The sequence below is a fragment of the Martinezella rhizogenes genome (assembly GCF_007002745.1).
Taxonomy (GTDB): Bacteria; Pseudomonadota; Alphaproteobacteria; order Rhizobiales; family Rhizobiaceae; genus Agrobacterium; species Agrobacterium cucumeris.
On record NZ_SGNY01000001.1, the window covers coordinates 122,004 to 140,640 of the forward strand.

Annotated in this window: 23 protein-coding genes; 15 read left to right on the forward strand and 8 right to left on the reverse strand. The window is 59.6% G+C overall.

The window, feature by feature from the left end; genetic code table 11:
* Nucleotides 1-29 precede the first annotated feature (29 nt).
* Entirely contained in the window at nt 30-809 is a 780-nt protein-coding gene (locus EXN68_RS00600) for a sulfite exporter TauE/SafE family protein (protein WP_161991142.1), read from the reverse strand.
* A 151-nt stretch (nt 810-960) separates the two neighbouring features.
* Between EXN68_RS00600 and EXN68_RS00605 the strand changes: the two genes are divergently transcribed.
* Entirely contained in the window at nt 961-1,266 is a 306-nt protein-coding gene (locus tag EXN68_RS00605) for a pyrophosphohydrolase domain-containing protein (RefSeq protein ID WP_142839222.1), read from the forward strand.
* Here EXN68_RS00605 and EXN68_RS00610 read toward each other — a convergent pair.
* The 5 genes from EXN68_RS00610 to EXN68_RS00630 form a co-directional block, all read right to left on the reverse strand.
* Entirely contained in the window at nt 1,250-1,699 is a 450-nt protein-coding gene (locus tag EXN68_RS00610; RefSeq protein ID WP_237681343.1) for a hypothetical protein, read from the reverse strand. The two genes, EXN68_RS00605 and EXN68_RS00610, sit on opposite strands and share 17 nt — an antisense overlap.
* Before the next feature lie 128 nt (nt 1,700-1,827).
* Nucleotides 1,828-2,502, reverse strand: coding sequence for an HAD family hydrolase (locus EXN68_RS00615; protein WP_142839223.1), 675 nt, complete (start codon nt 2,500-2,502; stop codon nt 1,828-1,830).
* Nucleotides 2,503-2,506: 4 nt separating this feature from the next.
* Entirely contained in the window at nt 2,507-2,944 is a 438-nt protein-coding gene (locus EXN68_RS00620) for a bleomycin resistance protein (protein ID WP_110757604.1), read from the reverse strand.
* A gap of 328 nt (nt 2,945-3,272) precedes the next feature.
* Nucleotides 3,273-4,688 (reverse strand): metalloprotease TldD, encoded by a 1,416-nt coding sequence (gene tldD, locus EXN68_RS00625; RefSeq protein WP_142839224.1) that lies wholly within the window; start codon nt 4,686-4,688, stop codon nt 3,273-3,275.
* An 83-nt stretch (nt 4,689-4,771) separates the two neighbouring features.
* Nucleotides 4,772-5,296: an invasion associated locus B family protein gene (locus EXN68_RS00630; protein ID WP_003494243.1), complete on the reverse strand. Its 525-nt coding sequence runs from the start codon at nt 5,294-5,296 to the stop codon at nt 4,772-4,774.
* A 446-nt stretch (nt 5,297-5,742) separates the two neighbouring features.
* Here EXN68_RS00630 and coxB point away from each other — a divergent pair, with 446 nt between their 5' ends.
* From coxB to EXN68_RS00690, 12 genes are all read left to right on the forward strand, one after another.
* Nucleotides 5,743-6,606: a cytochrome c oxidase subunit II gene (gene coxB / locus EXN68_RS00635; protein ID WP_305765180.1), complete on the forward strand. Its 864-nt coding sequence runs from the start codon at nt 5,743-5,745 to the stop codon at nt 6,604-6,606.
* A 17-nt stretch (nt 6,607-6,623) separates the two neighbouring features.
* Nucleotides 6,624-8,333 (forward strand): cytochrome c oxidase subunit I, encoded by a 1,710-nt coding sequence (gene ctaD, locus EXN68_RS00640; protein ID WP_142839226.1) that lies wholly within the window; start codon nt 6,624-6,626, stop codon nt 8,331-8,333.
* 388 nt (nt 8,334-8,721) lie between these two features.
* Nucleotides 8,722-9,675, forward strand: coding sequence for a heme o synthase (locus tag EXN68_RS00645; RefSeq protein WP_142839227.1), 954 nt, complete (start codon nt 8,722-8,724; stop codon nt 9,673-9,675).
* Entirely contained in the window at nt 9,675-9,806 is a 132-nt protein-coding gene (locus EXN68_RS28045) for a hypothetical protein (protein WP_003521105.1), read from the forward strand. Before EXN68_RS00645 ends, EXN68_RS28045 begins: the two co-directional genes overlap by 1 nt.
* 28 nt (nt 9,807-9,834) lie before the next feature.
* The gene (locus tag EXN68_RS00655) at nt 9,835-10,452 is read left to right on the forward strand and encodes a cytochrome c oxidase assembly protein (RefSeq protein ID WP_142839228.1); all 618 of its coding nucleotides are present in this window, start codon (nt 9,835-9,837) and stop codon (nt 10,450-10,452) included.
* Nucleotides 10,453-10,510: 58 nt separating this feature from the next.
* Nucleotides 10,511-11,386 (forward strand): cytochrome c oxidase subunit 3, encoded by an 876-nt coding sequence (locus EXN68_RS00660; protein WP_142839229.1) that lies wholly within the window; start codon nt 10,511-10,513, stop codon nt 11,384-11,386.
* Between the two features lie 349 nt (nt 11,387-11,735).
* Nucleotides 11,736-12,122 (forward strand): DUF983 domain-containing protein, encoded by a 387-nt coding sequence (locus EXN68_RS00665; RefSeq protein ID WP_052817424.1) that lies wholly within the window; start codon nt 11,736-11,738, stop codon nt 12,120-12,122.
* A 10-nt stretch (nt 12,123-12,132) separates the two neighbouring features.
* Nucleotides 12,133-12,867, forward strand: a complete 735-nt coding sequence (locus EXN68_RS00670) for an SURF1 family protein (protein ID WP_142839911.1) — start codon at nt 12,133-12,135, stop codon at nt 12,865-12,867.
* 76 nt (nt 12,868-12,943) lie between these two features.
* Complete coding sequence (gene ispH, locus EXN68_RS00675; protein ID WP_142839230.1) at nt 12,944-13,990, forward strand: 4-hydroxy-3-methylbut-2-enyl diphosphate reductase; 1,047 nt, start codon at nt 12,944-12,946, stop codon at nt 13,988-13,990.
* 94 nt (nt 13,991-14,084) lie between these two features.
* Complete coding sequence (locus tag EXN68_RS00680) at nt 14,085-15,053, forward strand: homoserine kinase (RefSeq protein ID WP_142839231.1); 969 nt, start codon at nt 14,085-14,087, stop codon at nt 15,051-15,053.
* Nucleotides 15,050-15,490, forward strand: coding sequence for a ribonuclease HI (gene rnhA / locus EXN68_RS00685; protein WP_003494262.1), 441 nt, complete (start codon nt 15,050-15,052; stop codon nt 15,488-15,490). The genes EXN68_RS00680 and rnhA overlap by 4 nt, the downstream gene beginning before the upstream one ends.
* A 142-nt stretch (nt 15,491-15,632) precedes the next feature.
* A complete protein-coding gene (locus EXN68_RS00690; RefSeq protein ID WP_142839232.1) occupies nt 15,633-15,941 on the forward strand; it encodes a Dabb family protein in 309 nt (102 codons plus the stop codon).
* 111 nt (nt 15,942-16,052) lie between these two features.
* Here the strand turns inward: EXN68_RS00690 and EXN68_RS00695 are convergent, their stop codons facing one another.
* Together EXN68_RS00695 and EXN68_RS00700 are read right to left on the reverse strand one after the other, a co-directional pair.
* Nucleotides 16,053-16,538, reverse strand: coding sequence for a peroxiredoxin (locus tag EXN68_RS00695; RefSeq protein ID WP_142839233.1), 486 nt, complete (start codon nt 16,536-16,538; stop codon nt 16,053-16,055).
* 122 nt (nt 16,539-16,660) lie between these two features.
* On the reverse strand, nt 16,661-17,509 hold the full coding sequence (locus EXN68_RS00700) for a protein-disulfide reductase DsbD domain-containing protein (RefSeq protein WP_142839234.1): 849 nt from the start codon (nt 17,507-17,509) through the stop codon (nt 16,661-16,663).
* 161 nt (nt 17,510-17,670) lie between these two features.
* Between EXN68_RS00700 and EXN68_RS00705 the strand changes: the two genes are divergently transcribed.
* Together EXN68_RS00705 and EXN68_RS00710 are read left to right on the forward strand one after the other, a co-directional pair.
* Entirely contained in the window at nt 17,671-18,276 is a 606-nt protein-coding gene (locus EXN68_RS00705) for a YqgE/AlgH family protein (RefSeq protein ID WP_142839235.1), read from the forward strand.
* Between the two features lie 138 nt (nt 18,277-18,414).
* Nucleotides 18,415-18,606: a CsbD family protein gene (locus EXN68_RS00710; RefSeq protein WP_142839236.1), complete on the forward strand. Its 192-nt coding sequence runs from the start codon at nt 18,415-18,417 to the stop codon at nt 18,604-18,606.
* Nucleotides 18,607-18,637 lie beyond the last annotated feature (31 nt).

Genomic DNA, 18,637 nt, shown 5'->3' on the forward strand with positions numbered 1-18,637 from the left:
GGCGGGGAGGACAGGCCGGTGCGGCCTGCCTATTTCAACAGCGAATCGAACAGCGGCAGGCCGATGACGGCGGAAATGGCGATCAGGCCGTAGCAGATGCGTCTGAATGCGGCCTCATCGGCAAATCCGTGCAGGCGCGCGCCGGCATAAAGACCTGCCCCGTAAAACGGCAGGGCCAGCAGGAAAAAAACGAAGACATCGGCGGTGAAAAGACCACCGAAAAAATAGCTTGCCGTGGAAATCACGGTCGAAACCGCGAAATAAAGAATGACATTGGCGCGCACGAAGGCGCCTTTGAGCGCCCCGCCAAGCCAATAGGCAACCACGGGCGGCCCACCCAGCTGCGCCGCACCCGAAAACAGCCCGGCCAGAAACCCGGTAAACAGTGTCAGAGGCGTCTTCGGCCGCCCGCTATACCGCCAGCCGGACAGCAGAAATAACAGAAGCACAACGACCACGGTGGAAATGATCCAGCGCAGGGTCAACGGATCGCCATGGGAAAGCAGCAGGGTTCCAAGCGGCACGCCAACAAGTGCGCCTGCCGCCATGGTGAAAACCTCACGCCGGTCCGCCATGCGAAACGCTGGCGGTATCATGCCAAGCGTCAACACGCCGTCCACCACTAGCAGAACCGCTGACGCGATGCGCGGTCCGACGATCGCGCTTGCCAGCGGAATGAAGATGAGTGCTGCGCCGAAGCCGGAAAAGCCGCGGGCGAGACCGGCGAGAAATGCCGCACCCGCAAACATGGCCAGCAGCGACGGGCTATGGGCGGTGATGAGGGACGAGAAAAAATCGAGATAAGGCATGGGTGACGGCACTGTTTCGAATGACTGTTCCTATCGCGACGGCGGGCATCTGTCGCGGAGATTTCCGTTCAGGGTCGCGAAACATCCTTTCGGATCGACGCGGCCGGAGAATCGTGGTTAGAGTTGTAGCGCACGAACAAAGGATGAACAAATGTTTGCTGACACGATGCGTCGGTTTGAAGAGGCCTCGCAAAAATATGCCGCTGAAAACGGAATATTCCGCGATCCGGACTGGTACATGCTGAAGCTTCAGGAAGAGGTTGGCGAGGTCACGCAGGCCTGGAACCGGCTGACGGGGCGGGGGCGCATCAAGGGCAGGAGCAAAGAGGAGATGAAGCGGGATCTGGCCGACGAAACCGCTGATCTCCTCGGCCATGTGCTGTTGCTGGCCCATTATAATGGTCTCGATATTGAAGGAGCGATCGAGCGCAAGTGGCGTTTCAGGCCGGGGGGCTGACGATCCGCTGAGAAGGCCCGATCGTTGCGGCATCGTGCCGTTGGTCTGGTGTCTTTATGACAGCGAGACGATAAAGAACAGGATCGCAAGAACGGTGGCTACCGGTGTCATGACCAGCCGTTCTGCGCGGCTCTTCGACATTGCGTTCAATCCAATGCTCACCGCAAGATAGCAGGCGATGATCCAGATGCCGGGTTCGATCCAGCTTGCCGGCCAGATCGCTGCGAAGCCTGCCTTTTGCAGCGGAAAAAGACGCCATAAGGCCATAGATCGCAAGAGAAGCGACACTTGCAATTCTTTGCCTGACCGGCAGCACACGGCTTGCGCCGCCCCAGGCAAAACGGCCGAAAGGCGCACCGGCGGCGAGGGTGATCTGAAACGCGGAGAGAGAGAGCAATACAAGCGTCGCGAGCGACACGGCGACAAGCAGCATGACCACTCCGGTTATGGATGCGCCGACGGAGGCGCCTGACCAATATCGGCGTTCCGGCCGTTACGACCGCCACTATAAGTCCAAATGGCGAAAGGCGTGTGACGCGCATTCACATCACGGCCCACTTTTCAAAGCCGTAAAAGCCGTGCGTCTTGCAGCATGTCTGCCACCGCATGGAGATCACCCATGACGGCAACGCATTTTTCCCGCATTTCCTCGGTCGGCGGCGCCACGTCCGGCACCATGATCGTCATCATGCCGGCCGAAGCGGCCGAGCGGACGCCGGAATAGGAATCCTCGAGCGCCAGGCAGCGGCCCGGCTCGAGGCCGAGGCGCTTTGCTGCAGTGAGATAGGGCATGGGTGCGGGTTTCGGTTCGGTATAATCGCCGCGCGCCACGATGGTGTCGAAGCGCCTGAGAAGATCGTAAGGGCCGAGATGGCGTGTAACCGATGTGTGCTGCGAAGATGTTGCGATGGCGCGGCGGATGTCCAGCCGGTCGAGAAGATCGAGGATTTCGGCGACGCCGGGTTTCAGCGCCACACCCTCCGCCATCATCACACCGAGATGCCGCAGCCACGCGTCGCGAAAAGCATCCATGGGAAAATCCGCGCCGTAATCGGCAAAGATGGTGCCGGTGATGACATCCCAGGGACTGCCACAGACCTTCTGATAGGTCTCGACCTGCATTCCATGGCCGCCTTCCTCCGAAGCCGCCAGAAATGAATCGCGATAAAGCACCTCGCTTTCAATCAGCAATCCGTCCATGTCGAAAACAACCGCATGCGGGCGAAAGGGCAACATGGGCTTAACCGAACCGGAAGGGGCGTTCGCCCAGGCTCTCGAACGGGCGGATCAGATAACCGTCCGGATCGGCAACGATGAATTGCCGATTGCCGACCTCGACCGTGCCGCGCCTGTACCACTTCTCTTCCGGCGCCAGAACGAGGTCGATCGAAGACCGCTCCAGTCGCGTCAGAATGGGTTGCAGGGAAGGAACGGCGAGCTGCAGATTCATGCCGCGACCCAGCGGAAATTCTAGCCCGGCATTATCAGCCACGAAGGTCCGGGTCGCACCGATCTGGTCGATCATCACCTGTGCTTCATCGAGGGCAAGATAGGCGAAGCCCTCTTCGGGACGCTCATAAACCACATGAAAACCGATCAGGTCGCAATAAAAGGCGCGGCTTTTCAGCCAGTCGGTGACGGCAAGTTCCGGGACGAGGGCATTGCGTATGATGGTCATGGTCTCCTTGTGCCACGCAGGCCCGGCGGTGGGAGGAGGGCCTGCCGTGAGGGTGATCTTATCGTCTTCTCGGTGAGGTGCCAGAGGAAACCTCATCATGGCAGCCATGTGCAAGGTTATGGGCTGGGATTGCTGCGGCAGGCTTAACATTTCGCGTGACCGCAACTATCTCTGCCGTCATGCCGGACTGGATAAGGCATCCGGCCAGCCCAAATCCTTGGGCGGACAACACGCTTCTCGCCGCACAGACGCGCGTCGGCTGGATACCGGCTCAGGGCCGGTATGGCGGCATTTGGGACAGACCGCAGTGATCCAAGCTCCGAATTCCTTACGCCTTCGTGCCGCCAACGGTGATCTGGTCCATGCGCAGATGCGGTTGGCCAACGCCGACCGGCACCCACTGCCCGGCCTTGCCGCAATTGCCGATGCCCGTATCGAGTTTGGAATCATTGCCGATCATCGAGACGCGCTTCATCGCATCAGGTCCGTTGCCGATCAGCATGGCGCCCTTCACCGGCGCGCCGATCTTGCCGTTCTCGATGAGGTAAGCCTCGGTGCAGCCGAACACGAATTTGCCTGATGTAATATCCACCTGTCCGCCACCGAAGGAAACGGCATAGATGCCCTTTTTGACCGAGGCGATGATTTCTTCCGGCGTTTTGTCGCCTGATAACATGTAGGTATTGGTCATGCGCGGCATCGGCACATGCGAATAACCCTGCCGGCGGCCGTTGCCGGTGGCTTTTGCGCCCATCAGCCGGGCGTTCTGGCGGTCCTGCATATAGCCCACCAGCCGGCCATTCTCGATCAGCACATTATAAGCGGATGGCGTGCCTTCGTCGTCGATGGTGAGCGAACCGCGACGGCTGTCGATGGTGCCGTCATCCACGACGGTGACGCCGGGGGCGGCCACCATCTCGCCCATCAGGCCGGCAAAGGCCGAGGTCTTCTTGCGGTTGAAATCGCCTTCCAGACCGTGACCGACGGCCTCATGCAGCATCACGCCCGGCCAGCCGGAGCCCAGCACCACATCCATGGTGCCGGCCGGTGCATCGATGGCGGTGAGGTTGACGAGCGCCTGGCGCAGCGCTTCATCCGCGCCACGCTGCCAGCTTTCCGTTGTAATGAAGTCGCCGAAGCCAACGCGACCGCCAATGCCATAGGAGCCGCTTTCCTGCCGGTCGCCTTCGCCGGCAACGACGGAAATATTAATGCGGGTCATCGGGCGGATATCGCTGACGCGATGCCCATCGGCGCGCAGAATATCCACCACCTGCCAGCTTGCGGAAATCGTCGCCGTCACCTGCCGGACGTTTTCGTCCTTATCACGCAGATAGGCATCGATATCGGTGAGGAGCTTCACCTTTTCCTCAAAGCTCGGGCTGCCGATCGGGTTTTCGTCGCCATAGAGCTTCTTGTTGGTGCGCTGGGGTGCGGCGGCATAGGAGCCGGAATAACCGCGGGTGACGGCGCCCACCGCATCCGAAGCGCGCTTCAGCGCGCTTTCGGAAAGCTCGCCGGCATGGGCGTAACCCACCGTCTCGCCGGCAACGGCGCGCAGGCCAAAACCCTGATCGGTGTTGAAGGAGCCGCCCTTGAGCCGGCCATTGTCGAAGGTCAGTGATTCGGCCTGGGCATGTTCGATGAACAGCTCGCCATCGTCAGCGCCGACGAGCGCCTCTCCGACGAGCTTGCGCAATTGCGTTTCATCGCAATCGAAGAGTTTTACAAGATCGTCGGTCATGGGAGGCTCCAGTCATTATCGTTCAATGACCGATTTAGGCACTGGAGCGGGCAGACGCAAGGCTGCCCGTTGACGACGAGACGTTACGGCAGTGCGTCGTAGCCTTCGGCAAAGCCGGTGAGCTCGATCGGAATGCCGACACGGTCCTGATCGACGGATTCACGCAGCGCAAAAACGGCGGCCTTGCCGGCGCGCAGAACCTTCAGCAGCTCGTCGTCAATATCCACTTCCACATAGCAGCCTTCGGAGAAGCAGCGGGTGAAATAGGCGCGGCCGATATTATTATTGTCGATATAGAGCTCCATGCCATCCTTCAGCAGAACGCCAAGCGGTGCGAGGATACGCAGGATGCGCGACTTGCGGTCGGCGGTCTTCAACACCACCACCGAAAGCCCCACTTCAGGGCGGTCGTCGGCAATGACGTTCTGCATCAGGGCGCATTGCTCTTCCGACGCGCCGGCCGGTTTGTCGCAGATGACAGACCATGCGCCATGCGTCGACTTCGGCGTGCCGGGCGGCTGCTGTTGCGCCAGCGCCGCAGCGGCGGGGGCGATGATGGCAAGACCGGCGGCGGCAAGAAAAGTGCGCGCGAGCGGGGAAAGACGCATGGATACCTCTGGGATTCGAATCAGTGCGGCTATTTTGACGCCATAATCCGGAAAAAAAAGCCTTGGAACCTCAATTCCAGCGGAGTTGGGCGGAAATAGGACCTTTCCGCTTTGTTCATGTGCGTAATTTCTCCGCCCGCCACCCCACCTCCGGCCTGGGCTGGCAGGCTGCAAAACCCTCTGAAAGAAGGGCCTGTGCCGCATTCTGACTGTTTGAAAGCGGTCGCAGCCTATCCATCGGGGTGCAGAGTGCGGGAAAGTCGACCGCCAATTGACCAATGGCAAAATTGGCTGACATCCGTGTCCCGACGCATATTGCGGCAGAGGACAAACTGTGGTTTGAAGTTAGTACCATTAGCATGGATTCTGCGTCTGTGATTGATCTAGATCAGACGCGTGAGGGAGAGGGTACCGTGAGGAATAGGATTTACGCAGCATTGGCGGGGATGACCTGTCTGCTCACGGCTGTCGGCGCCCACGCCGATCAGCCGGTGCATTGGCAAATGGGCATGCAGGAGGCCGCCACGCCGATCATGCACGAAATACGCTGGTTCGAACAATATACGCTTTGGTTCATTGTTCCGGTTACGCTTTTCGTTCTTGTGCTGCTCATCATCGTTGCCCTGAAGTTCCGCGCCGCGAAAAATCCGGTGGCTTCCAAGACCAGCCATAATACGGCGATCGAGGTTGTCTGGACGCTGGCGCCGGTGCTCATTCTCCTGTTCCTTGCTTTCCCTTCGTTCAATCTTCTGAACGCGCAGCTGACCCAGCCGGAAAACCCGGACCTGACGCTGAAGGCGACCGCCACGCAATGGCTGTGGAGCTATGAATATGCCGCCGCTGAGGGTGCAGAGCCGCTCTCCTTCGACAGCTATCTGCTGAAGGAGCAGGATCGCGCTGCTGCGGGCAAGGAGGACAAGGCCCGCTATCCGCGTCTTCTTGCGGTAGACAATGAAATGGTCGTTCCGGTCGGAAAGACCGTTCGCCTTCTGGTGACGGCGGCTCCGACCGACGTCATCCACGCCTTCGCCATGCCCGCTTTCGGTGTCAAGATCGATGCCGTTCCGGGTCGTCTCAACGAAACATGGTTCAAGCCGGAGAAGGAAGGCCTTTATTACGGCCAGTGTTCCGAGCTTTGCGGCAAGGACCACGCCTTCATGCCCATCGCCATTCGGGTGGTTTCCGAACAGCAGTACAATGCCTGGCACGCCGCCGCCGCTTCAGATCTGAACGGCGCGAACCGGGCGCTGATGGCCTCCGTCGACGGCGCTCCGCGCACGGTTGACGTTGCCGCCAACGAAACCAACTGACGACTGGAGTGACGACAATGGCTGGACCTTCCGCACACGACGATCATCACTCGCATGGTCAATCCGAACACGATGCGCATGCGCATGACGATCATTCTCATGATCATTCCCATAAGCCGGGCTTTTTCGCTCGCTGGTTCCTGTCCACCAACCACAAGGACATCGGCACGCTGTATCTGATCTTCGCCATCATGGCGGGCATCATCGGCGGCGGCCTTTCGGTTGTCATGCGCATGGAGCTGCAGGAGCCGGGCATCCAGATCTTCCACGGTCTGGCGTCCATGGTTTACGGCTTCGAGGGCGATGCTGCCATCGACGGCGGCAAGCACATGTTCAACGTGTTCACCACGGCGCATGCGCTCATCATGATCTTCTTCATGGTCATGCCGGCGATGATCGGCGGTTTTGCCAACTGGATGATCCCGATCATGATCGGCGCTCCTGACATGGCTTTCCCGCGCCTCAACAATATTTCCTTCTGGCTGATCGTTCCGGCCTTCATCCTGCTGCTCCTGTCGCTCTTCGTTGAAGGCCCGGCGGGTGCTTATGGTGTGGGCGGCGGCTGGACCATGTATCCGCCGCTATCGACCAGCGGCATGCCGGGACCGGCGGTGGATCTGGCGATCTTCTCGCTGCACGTTGCCGGCGCGTCTTCGATCCTTGGTGCCATCAACTTCATCACCACCATTCTCAACATGCGCGCCCCGGGCATGACGCTGCACAAGATGCCGCTGTTTGCCTGGTCGGTTCTCGTCACCGCATTCCTGCTGCTGCTTTCGTTGCCGGTTCTGGCAGGTGGCATCACCATGCTTCTGACCGACCGTAACTTCGGCACGGCATTCTTCTCGCCGGAAGGCGGCGGTGATCCGATCCTCTACCAGCACCTGTTCTGGTTCTTCGGCCACCCGGAAGTGTACATCCTGATCCTGCCCGGCTTCGGCATCATCAGCCACATCATTTCCACCTTCTCCAAGAAGCCGGTCTTCGGTTATCTCGGCATGGCCTATGCCATGGTCGCCATCGGCGCGGTCGGCTTCATCGTCTGGGCGCACCACATGTATACGGTCGGCCTGTCGCTCGAAGCGCAGCGTTATTTCGTATTCGCAACCATGGTCATCGCGGTGCCGACAGGTATCAAGATTTTCTCGTGGATCGCGACCATGTGGGGCGGTTCGTTGACCTTCTCGACCCCGATGATCTGGGCGATTGGCTTCATCTTCCTGTTCACGGTCGGTGGCGTCACCGGCGTGCAGCTCGCCAATGCCGGTCTCGACCGCTCGCTGCATGACACCTATTATGTCGTGGCCCACTTCCACTACGTTCTGTCGCTCGGCGCAGTCTTCGCGATCTTCGCCGGCTGGTATTACTGGTTCCCGAAGATCACCGGCTACATGTATAGCGAGTTCATCGGCAAGCTGCATTTCTGGGTCATGTTCGTTGGTGTGAACCTGATCTTCTTCCCGCAGCACTTCCTCGGTCTCGCCGGCATGCCGCGCCGCTACATCGATTATCCCGATGCCTATGCCGGCTGGAACCTGGTGTCGTCTTACGGCTCCTATATCTCGGCGGTTGCCGTGGGCATCTTCCTCTTCGGCGTCTGGGAAGCCTTCGCCAAGAAGCGGATCGCCGGCAACAATCCCTGGGGTGAGGGTGCAACGACACTCGAATGGCAGCTGTCTTCGCCGCCGCCTTACCACCAGTGGGAACAGCTTCCGCGCATTCGCTGAATGCCGGACCGGAAGGCGCGGGCGCTGCTCGCGCATTCCGGTTGCTGAAACAGGGGACGGCGTGGTTGCGTCCGTGCCGTTTCCAAAGGCGGGTTGGTCCATTACCGCGTGACATTTTGTCCAAGCGAAGCCTGACGTCCGACATGATACATGCCCGGATGTGATAAATGCCAAGTTTGGCCTTTATGAATGAGCAGGCGCAGACGAATGGCGGGGTGGGCGCGGCGACAGGCCGGGCGAATGGTATCGGTTTTGGCCGATGCCGCCCATGTCGAAACGTTCGGACCCAATGAATTGACGCATCGCGCATGCCGGAAATCACCTTCGTTTTCGGGCCGGTGCAAGGGATGTCGCGGCAAGTGGCATCTGAAGGAAAACAGGACAGGAAATGACCGTTATCGACAATCGCGACATGCTGGGTGTTGAAAGCTCCGAACTCTCGGAAGCCGGCGCGCGCGATTATTTCGAATTGCTGAAACCGCGCGTCATGTCGCTGGTCGTCTTCACGGCCTTTGCCGGCCTCGTGCTGGCGCCGGGCGAAATCAATCCGGTGCTTGGGCTGATCGCCATTCTCTGTATCGCGGTCGGCGCCGGCGCATCCGGCGCGCTGAACATGTGGTACGATGCCGATATCGACGCCGTGATGAGCCGCACCGCAAAGCGGCCGATCCCTTCGGGTCGCATCGCGCCGCGTGAGGCCCTGGCCTTCGGGTTGACGCTGTCGGCCTTTTCGGTGGTCATCCTCGGCCTTGCAGTCAACTGGTTCTCCGCCGGCCTGCTCGCCTTCACCATCTTCTTTTACGCCGTCGTTTATACGATGTGGCTGAAGCGCTCGACGCCGCAGAATATCGTCATAGGTGGTGCTGCCGGCGCTTTCCCGCCCATGCTCGGCTGGGCCTGCGTCACCGGCGGCGTTTCGCTTGATAGCGTCATCCTGTTCCTCATCATCTTTTTGTGGACGCCTGCGCATTTCTGGGCGCTGGCGCTGTTCAAGATGCGCGATTACGGCTCCGTCGGCATTCCGATGATGCCGAATGTGGCGGGCGAACGCTCCACCAAGAACCAGATGATCGTTTACGCCGTGCTGACGGCCGCCGCTGCCGTCGCACCGTATTTCACGGGTCTGGCGAGCGCCGGTTACGGTATTTTCGCCGCGGTGCTGAGCGCTATCTTCGTTTATTGTTCGCTCGATGTCCGGCGCATGCCCGAGGGTGACGAGAAGATGCTGCCGGCCAAGAAGATGTTTGCCTATTCGGTGCTTTACCTCTTCGCCATCTTTTCCGGCCTTCTGGCCGATCATTTCGCTCCGGCCCTGAAGGCCGTGATTTCGGGAGTTCTGTGATGGAAACGGTGGAACTGAGCGCGGCGCAGAAAAAGTCGAGACGCGGACGCAACATCGCGCTCGGCGTCCTGCTCGCCGGTCTGGTGGTGCTGTTCTACATCATCACCATCATCAAGATCGGCTCGCATTAAGGGCTGATTGAGGGGAGAGGAGGAGGACATGGCGAATATGGAAACGCAGACGGTGGGAACCGGCAGGCAAAGGGTGAGCAATCGCTCGATCCTGGTGCTTTGTCTCGTATTTTTCTGCGCCATGATCGGCATGGCCTATGCCGCCGTGCCGCTCTACACCCTGTTCTGCCGCGTCACCGGTTATAACGGCACGACCCAGCGCGTCGAGCAATATTCCGACGTCATCCTCGACAAGACCATCAACGTCACCTTCGACGCCAACACGTCGAACGGCCTCAACTGGGATTTCCAGCCGGTCGACAGGATGGTCAAGCCGAAGATCGGCGAAACGGTGCAGGTGACGTTCAAGGCGACCAACCGCTCGCCCGTGGCGACCACGGGAACGGCGGTCTTCAACGTCACGCCGATGGAGGCGGGCGCTTATTTCAACAAGGTGGAGTGTTTCTGCTTTACCGAAACGACGCTGCAGCCGGGCGAAACACTGGAAATGCCGGTGGTTTTCTTTGTCGATCCCGACATCGCCACGGCGCGCGAAACCAAGAGCATTCATACTTTGACGCTGTCCTATACGTTTTATCCGGCCAAAACCGAAAAACCGGTTGCGTCCTTGCCGGTAAAGACTGAATCTGGCGAAAGCAAATTGTGAGAGGAGATCTGGCCTTCTTGAGGCCGGATCAGGGAAGAGATACCAGGGGATTGTCGCAATGGCAGACACGCATCAGAAGAACCACGACTACCACATCATAGACCCAAGCCCCTGGCCGCTTCTGGCCTCGATCGGCGCTTTCATCCTGACCTTCGGCGGCGTCTGTTACATGCGTTACCTGTCGGGCGGCTCGTTCAAGCTGTTCGGCGCGGAACTCGCCAACCCCTGGCTTTTCTATATCGGTCTCGTCATCGTGCTTTACACCATGTATGCGTGGTGGGCGGATACGATCAAGGAAGCCAATGAGGGCAGCCATACCCGCGTCGTGTCGCTGCATCTGCGTTACGGCATGATCATGTTCATCGCTTCGGAAGTGATGTTCTTCGTGGCGTGGTTCTGGGCCTATTTTGATGCCAGCCTCTTCCCGCATGAGGCCATTCAGGCGTCCCGTCTTGAATATACCGGCGGTCAATGGCCGCCCAAGGGCATCGAAGTCATCGATCCCTGGCACCTGCCGCTCTACAACACCGTTATCCTGCTTCTGTCGGGCACCTGCGTCACCTGGGCGCACCATGCGCTGCTGCACAATGACCGCAAGGGCCTGATCAGCGGCCTCGCGCTCACCGTGGCGCTCGGCGTGTTGTTCTCCACCGTGCAGGTTTACGAATACATTCACGCCCCGTTCGATTTCAAGAACTCGATCTATGGCGCGACCTTCTTCATGGCTACCGGTTTCCACGGTTTCCACGTCTTCGTCGGCACGATCTTCCTTCTGGTCTGCCTGTTCCGCGCCATTGCTGGCGGTTTCACGCCCAAGCAGCACTTCGGCTTCGAAGCGGCTGCCTGGTACTGGCACTTCGTTGACGTCGTCTGGCTGTTCCTGTTCTTCGCCATCTACATCTGGGGTGGCTGGGGCGCGCCGGTCCACGGTTAAACGACGTCGGATCGTCTACCACGTTGCTTCTGAATCGAGCGGGTACCGCACATCTCTTCTCCCCGCCGGGGAGAAGTCCGCGGCAACGGGATGAGGGGGCTACGGTGAAGATAGGCCGATAGCTGGCCCCTTATCCGACCCTTCGGACCACCTTCTCCCCGGCGGGGAGAAGAAAGTCGCGGCGCCGGCTCGCAACAAACAAGTGCCCGGGTTCTGAGGCAAGCTTCCAGGAGATAGGACGTCATCCTCGGGCTTGTCTCGAGGATCCATAGCCCGCTGAAATCGTGGGTCCTCGGCTCAAGCCCGAGGCGGACGGGCGAGGGGTCAGGCAACTTCGCGGGAGGTCATCATGTCAGAACCATCAAACGGCAATTTTGCGCCTGTTGATCCCATCAAGGTGGGCTTGAAAGGCTGCTGCCCGCGTTGTGGTAACGGCCGGCTGTTCGACGGTTTCCTGACGCCGAAACCGGCCTGCAGCGCCTGCGGACTGGATTATGGTTTCGCTGACGCGGGTGATGGTCCGGCGGTCTTCGTCATGTTGATCGTCGGTTTTCTGGTTGTCGGGCTGGCGCTGTGGTTCGACCAGCGTTTTGCGCCACCCGTCTGGGTGCATGTCATGCTCTGGTTGCCGTTTACGGTGATTGTTTCGCTCGTGCTGCTGCGCAAGCTCAAGGGCATCATGATTGCGCTGCAATACCGCAACAATGCAAGCGAAGGCAGGCTTGATCGTGAATGAGGTTTCCCACATGAAGGCGGCGGACAGACGGGTCTGGTTCGCCGCGCCGCTGGTGCTGCTGGCGCTTGCCATCCTTCTCGGGCTCGGCACCTGGCAGGTGAAACGGCTTTACTGGAAAGAAGCGCTTATGGCCGATATCGAGGAGCGGCTGAGCGCGAGCCCGGTTCCGCTTGCCGATATCGAGGCAATGGCGAAAAGCGGCGGCGATATCGAATATCGCAAGGTCAGGCTCTCAGGCACGTTCGATCACGGCGGCGAGCGCCATTTCTTCGCCACCCACCAGGGCCGAACCGGTTATTACATCTATACGCCGCTGACGCTTGCCGATGGCCGCATCCTTTTCGTCAATCGCGGCTTTGTGCCCTTCGAGATGAAGGAACAGGCCAAACGGGCCGAAGGACAGGTAACCGGCGAGGTGGTAATAACAGGGCTGGCACGCGCGCCCCTGGTCGCAAAACCCTCCTCGCTGCTGCCGGATAACGATATCGCCAAGAACATCTTCTACTGGAAGGATCTGGCGGTGATGGCCTCGAGCGTCGATATTCCCTCCAACCGGCTGGTCAACCTCTTCGTGGATGCCGACAATGCGCAAAATCCCGGCGGTTGGCCGCAGGGTGGCGTGACGCTGATAGATTTGCCCAACAATCACCTGCAATATGCGATAACGTGGTATGGCTTGGCGCTGGCCCTTGTCATCGTCGTTGGTTTTGCCTATTTCCGGAACCATAAGGCGCGCGACGAATAATGTGCGCCCCGCCCGGCAAGGGGCAGGCTATCGGGCAAGGCATGGAGCACGCCAAGAAGCAGGCCAAGGAGCACGAATGAACATCGCCGTTTCCAAACCCCCTTTGACAATAAGGCTGTGCGGACCGCGCGGCTTTTGCGCGGGCGTGGACAGGGCGATCCAGATCGTCGTGCTGGCGCTGAAGGCCTATGGTGCGCCGGTCTATGTCCGCCACGAAATCGTGCATAATCGCTATGTGGTGGAAGGGCTGGAAGCCAAGGGCGCGGTTTTCGTCGAGGAACTGCATGAAATCCCTGCCGAACATCGCGAACAGCCGGTGGTTTTTTCCGCCCATGGTGTGCCGAAATCCGTGCCTGAGGATGCGCAGGCGCGTAACCTGTTTTATCTCGATGCCACATGCCCGCTGGTCTCCAAGGTTCACAAGCAGGCCATGCGCCACCAGCGCCTTGGCCGCCATGTGGTGCTGATTGGCCATGCCGGTCACCCGGAGGTCATCGGCACCATGGGCCAGCTGCCAGAAGGAACCGTCTCGCTGGTCGAAACCGTGGAAGACGCTGGCACATATGAACCGGTGGACCGTGAAAATCTCGGTTTCGTCACCCAGACGACGCTGTCGGTCGATGATACCGCCGGCGTCATTGCCCGTCTGCAGGAACGTTTCCCCGCCATTCAGGCGCCTGCCGCCGACAGCATCTGTTACGCAACCACCAACCGTCAGGATGCGGTGAAACAGGCAGCACCCGGCTGCGACCTGTTCATCGTTGTCGGCGCACCCAATTCCTCCAACTCCAAGCGGCTGGTGGAAGTGGCGCTGCGGGCCGGGGCAAAGCACTCCGTGCTGGTGCAGCGGGCGGCGGAAATCGACTGGAACGCGATCGGCGATATCCGCACCGTTGGTCTTTCGGCTGGCGCATCCGCGCCTGAAGTTATCGTCGATGAAATCATCGAGGCCTTCAAGGCACGGTTCGACACCACGCTCGATCTTGCCGTGACGGTTGAGGAAACGGAACATTTCCTCGTCAACCGCGAGCTGCGCAGCATCGAGCTGACGACGGATGACATGGCGTTCGTCAACGGCAATGCCAGCAATGCGCTGCCGCCGAAGACCGCCGCCGGGGCCTAGAACAGGGTGATGGCGAGGTGAGCGCTTCTCGCCTTGCATCCGTCATTCCCACCCCCCGGGATTCTCATTCCATCCTTCATCAAGAGATTTTAAATTGGCAGTTTATACTGATATCACCGAAGATGATCTGAGGAATTTCCTCACGCAGTACGACACCGGCAGCCTCACTTCTTATAAAGGCATTGCCGAAGGCGTCGAAAACTCCAATTTCCTGCTGCACACCACCAAGGAACCGCTGATCCTGACGCTTTATGAGAAGCGGGTGGAAAAAAACGATCTGCCATTCTTCCTCGGCCTCATGCAGCATCTGGCGGCCAAGGGCCTGTCCTGCCCCTTGCCCCTGCCGCGCAGGGATGGCGAATTGCTGGGTGAATTGTCGGGCCGGCCGGCGGCGCTGATTTCTTTCCTTGAAGGCATGTGGCTGCGAAAGCCGGAGGCCAAACATTGCCGGGAAGTCGGCAAGGCATTGGCCGCCATGCATCTGGCGGGTGAGGGGTTCGAAATCACGCGCCCCAACGCACTGTCCGTTGAAGGCTGGAAGGTGCTGTGGGACAAGTCGGAAGACCGCGCCGATGAGGTGGAGAAGGGTTTGAGGGACGAGATTCGTCCCGAGCTCGATTATCTCGCCGCCCATTGGCCGAAGGACCTGCCGGCCGGCGTCATCCATGCGGATCTGTTTCAGGACAATGTGTTTTTCCTTGGCGACGAACTCTCCGGCCTGATTGACTTCTATTTCGCCTGCAACGACCTGCTCGCCTATGACGTGTCGATCTGCCTCAATGCCTGGTGCTTCGAAAAGGATGGCGCCTATAACGTCACCAAGGGCAAGGCGCTGTTGGAAGGTTACCAGTCCGTGCGGCCGTTGAGCGAGGCGGAACTGGAAGCGCTGCCGCTGCTGGCGCGCGGTTCGGCGTTGCGCTTCTTCCTGACGCGGCTTTACGACTGGCTGACGACGCCGGAAGGCGCGCTGGTGGTGAAGAAAGACCCGCTGGAATATCTGCGCAAGCTGCGGTTCCACCGCTCGATCGCCAATGTCGCCGAATATGGGCTGGCCGGCGAATGAAACATGTCGATATTTTCACCGATGGCGCCTGCTCCGGTAACCCCGGTCCGGGTGGCTGGGGCGCCGTGCTGCGTTATGGCGAGGTGGAGAAGGAACTGTCCGGCGGCGAGGCCGAGACCACCAATAACCGCATGGAACTGCTGGCGGCGATTTCGGCACTCAACGCGCTGAAAAGCCCCTGCGAGGTCGACCTTTATACCGACAGCGCCTATGTCAAAGACGGTATTACCAAGTGGATTTTCGGCTGGAAAAAGAAGGGCTGGAAGACTGCCGATAACAAGCCGGTCAAAAATGTCGAGCTATGGCAGGCGCTTGAGGCGGCACAGGAGCGTCACAAGGTTACCCTGCACTGGGTGAAGGGCCATGCCGGCCACCCGGAAAACGAGCGCGCCGACGAATTGGCGCGCAAGGGCATGGAGCCCTTCAAACGCCGGTAACGCAGGCCTGCTTTATTGCCGCTTGGCTCGGTCAGGGGCGATTTGACCCGGGCCGCATTTATCGGGGTTGTGAAAACCGAAACCCGACTTATCTTGTCGTCAAGGGCGCCTGCGTTGCGTCCAGCGGAGGAGAGGAATCCGGATGATCCTGCATTGTGTATTTCTACGCTTCAAGGCTGCGACGGCATCCTCTGAAAAACACGCGATATTCGAGGCGATTGCAGCCCTGAAGGACGTGATACCCGGCATCATCGATGTGAAATACGGCCAGAATGTCTCGCCTGAAGGCCTGAACGGCGGTTTTGTCGACGGTTTCATCGTGACGCTGGAAAGCCCCGAGGCCCGCGACGACTATCTCGCCCATCCGCAGCATGTGGAAGTGGGCGAGCGCTTGGTGTCGCTCACCGATGGCGGTCTGGCCGGTCTTCTGGTGTTTGATATGAATGTTTGAGAGGGCGGCGGGGCCGCTCTTCAATGTCTGGTCGCTCCACTTGCGACGTCATCCTCGGGCTTGACCCGAGGATGACGCCTTATCTAGGGCCAAGAGGCCACCTTCTTAACGTCAAAGCTGCTCGATCATCGCCGCAGCAGCGGAAACCGTCGCCTGACCGGGATTTTCTTCCACGTTGAGCGACTTCACCACGCCGTCTTCAACCAGCATCGAATAACGCTTGGAGCGCACGCCGAGCCCGCCGCCGGAAAGGTCGGCATCGAGGCCGAGCGCCTTGGTGAAGGCCGCGTCCCAGTCGGCGAGGAAGTGAATCTTGCCCTGGCCGCCGGAGGATTGTGCCCATGCGCCCATGACGTGCCAGTCATTGACGGCGATCACGGCAATGTCATCCACGCCCTTGGCGAGAATGGCGTCGCGGTTTTCGAGGTAACCCGGCAGGTGGTTCAGCGAGCAGGTGGGGGTGAAAGCGCCGGGTACGGCGAAAAGAACGACCTTCTTGCCGCTGAAAAGCGCGTCCGTGGTGGTTTCCACCGGGCCGTCGGCCGTCTTTTCCTTGAAGGTTGCGGAAGGCAGTTTTTCGCCGATCTTGATGGTCATGTCCATGCTCCTGTGGTCGTTCGGTTGGCGCGACTATAGAGCACGGAAATGAAATCTGTCATGCGGTTTTCGAGGTAATTTCCAGAGTTGAGCCACCGGTTCGGGGACAACACAAGAAGCGCTCAGGGCTTTGGAAAATTCAGCATCGTCTCCATCGCCCGATCGCCGGATTTGACCAGAATGGGCCAGCTGTTGCCGGGCACCTGATAGGTTTTCGGCAGGCCCTTGATGTTCATGTAAAAGGACAGCTTGCGCTTGTCGCGCACCATGTTCTGCGGCTCGTAATAGGCAAAGCCAGAGGGGCCGGCGATGAAGATTTCCGTCTCCTTCGGCGCGTTTTCCGGCAATTGCAGCTGCACGCCGAGCATGGTCTTGTCGGGCGTGATGTGGAAATCGATGACCTTGAAATCGTCGGAGGCGGCTTCGGGCAGCGTTTCGCGGGCTTCCTCCAGCAGACGCCGTTCCTCGCCGTCGTCGTCACCCGCATTGCCGCGGTCGATCGAGAATGTCGCCTCGAAGGGAATGCAGATATTCTGGCACACGCCGATAAAGGCGGTGAGGTCGATTTTTCCGCTGGCCGCCGGGTCGGTAGCTTTCAGCTGAAAGGGCAGGCTGACGGCATGGTCGTAGCCGATATCGGTAATGTCGCCATTTTCGATGAGCTTGGGAACGGGATAGGCCATGGTGGTGAGCGTAACACCGCTTGCCGGATCAAGCGTGATTTGCGGCGGTATGCCGGCTTCGCCCGGCTCGCGCCAATAGGTTATCCAGCCGTCCTTCGGCTCGATCTGCAAAACGCCGCGCACCACGCCGTCCGCATCCATGGCAAGGCTTGCCACGCGCATCTGGCCGCCTTCGCTCCTGGCCCAATCGGTAATTTCGGCCCGGGCGGCTTGCGCGCCGCCGAGGAGAGCGGCAAACAGGGCCGCGAAACGAAGATGTGAAAATCGGAAGAATGTCCTGGCGCTCATGCTTCCCGTCTAACCCAACATTGCCCGGCCGACCAGTTACGAATTCGTGGGGTTCATCATTTTCGGTTGATTGATGGCACGCTATGCCGCATCCTGTCCCTTGTCGAAGTGCGAACGCCGTTTTCCGTTCAATCACGGAATTCGGTCTGCTGGAGGCGCCGGTGAGCTTTTCAACCCTGATGGACAAACGCGAACGTGGCTTTCTCGACGGTCAGTTCCTCATGGCGATGCCGGGGCTGGACGACGGTAATTTTGCCCGTGCGGTGATCTATATCTGTGCCCATTCGGATGCCGGCGCCATGGGCTTCATCATCAACCGGCCGCAGCAGATCACGTTTACGGACATTCTGCTGCATCTGAAACTGGTGGACAGCAACGACGCCATCATGCTGCCCAACCGCACCCGCGAATTTCCAATCCAGTGCGGCGGCCCGGTCGAATCCGGCCGCGGTTTCGTGCTGCATTCCGATGATTATTTGAGCGAATCCAGTATTCCGGTCAGCGACGATATTTCGCTAACGGCGACGCTGGATATCGTCCGCGCCATATCCAACGGTCGCGGCCCGCAAAAGGCAACCATGCTGCTCGGTTACGCCGGCTGGGGACCCGGCCAGCTGGAAAACGAGATCGCCAATAATGGCTGGCTGAACTGCCCGGCGGCGGAAGAACTGATTTTCGATCGCGGGCTGGACAATAAATATGAGCGGGCGCTGGCCCTGATGGGCGTTGATGCCCGCATGCTCTCCACCGATGCCGGCCACGCCTAAACCAGGAACGCCGGAATTTGGCGAGCGTATATTTTCTGCCGCCCACTTATCATTATAGGTGGGAACCAAATCCTGCCCCCTCACGTTACTCACCCGGAAAGCCGGACAGACAGTACGGCTCAACTAGGGAGCAGTAAGATGGGTAGCACATCAGACAAGATTTCCGGTACGGCAAACGAAGTTGCTGGCAAGGTCAAGAAGAACGTCGGCGAAGCCACCGGCAATAACGAGCTGCGCGCCAAGGGTGCCGCCCAGGAAACCAAGGGCAAGGTACAGAAGAGCGTCGGCAAGGCCAAGGATGCCGTCAAGGGCGCCGTTGACCGGATGTAATACCGCCTGACGATCTTCCGCCTCTCAAACG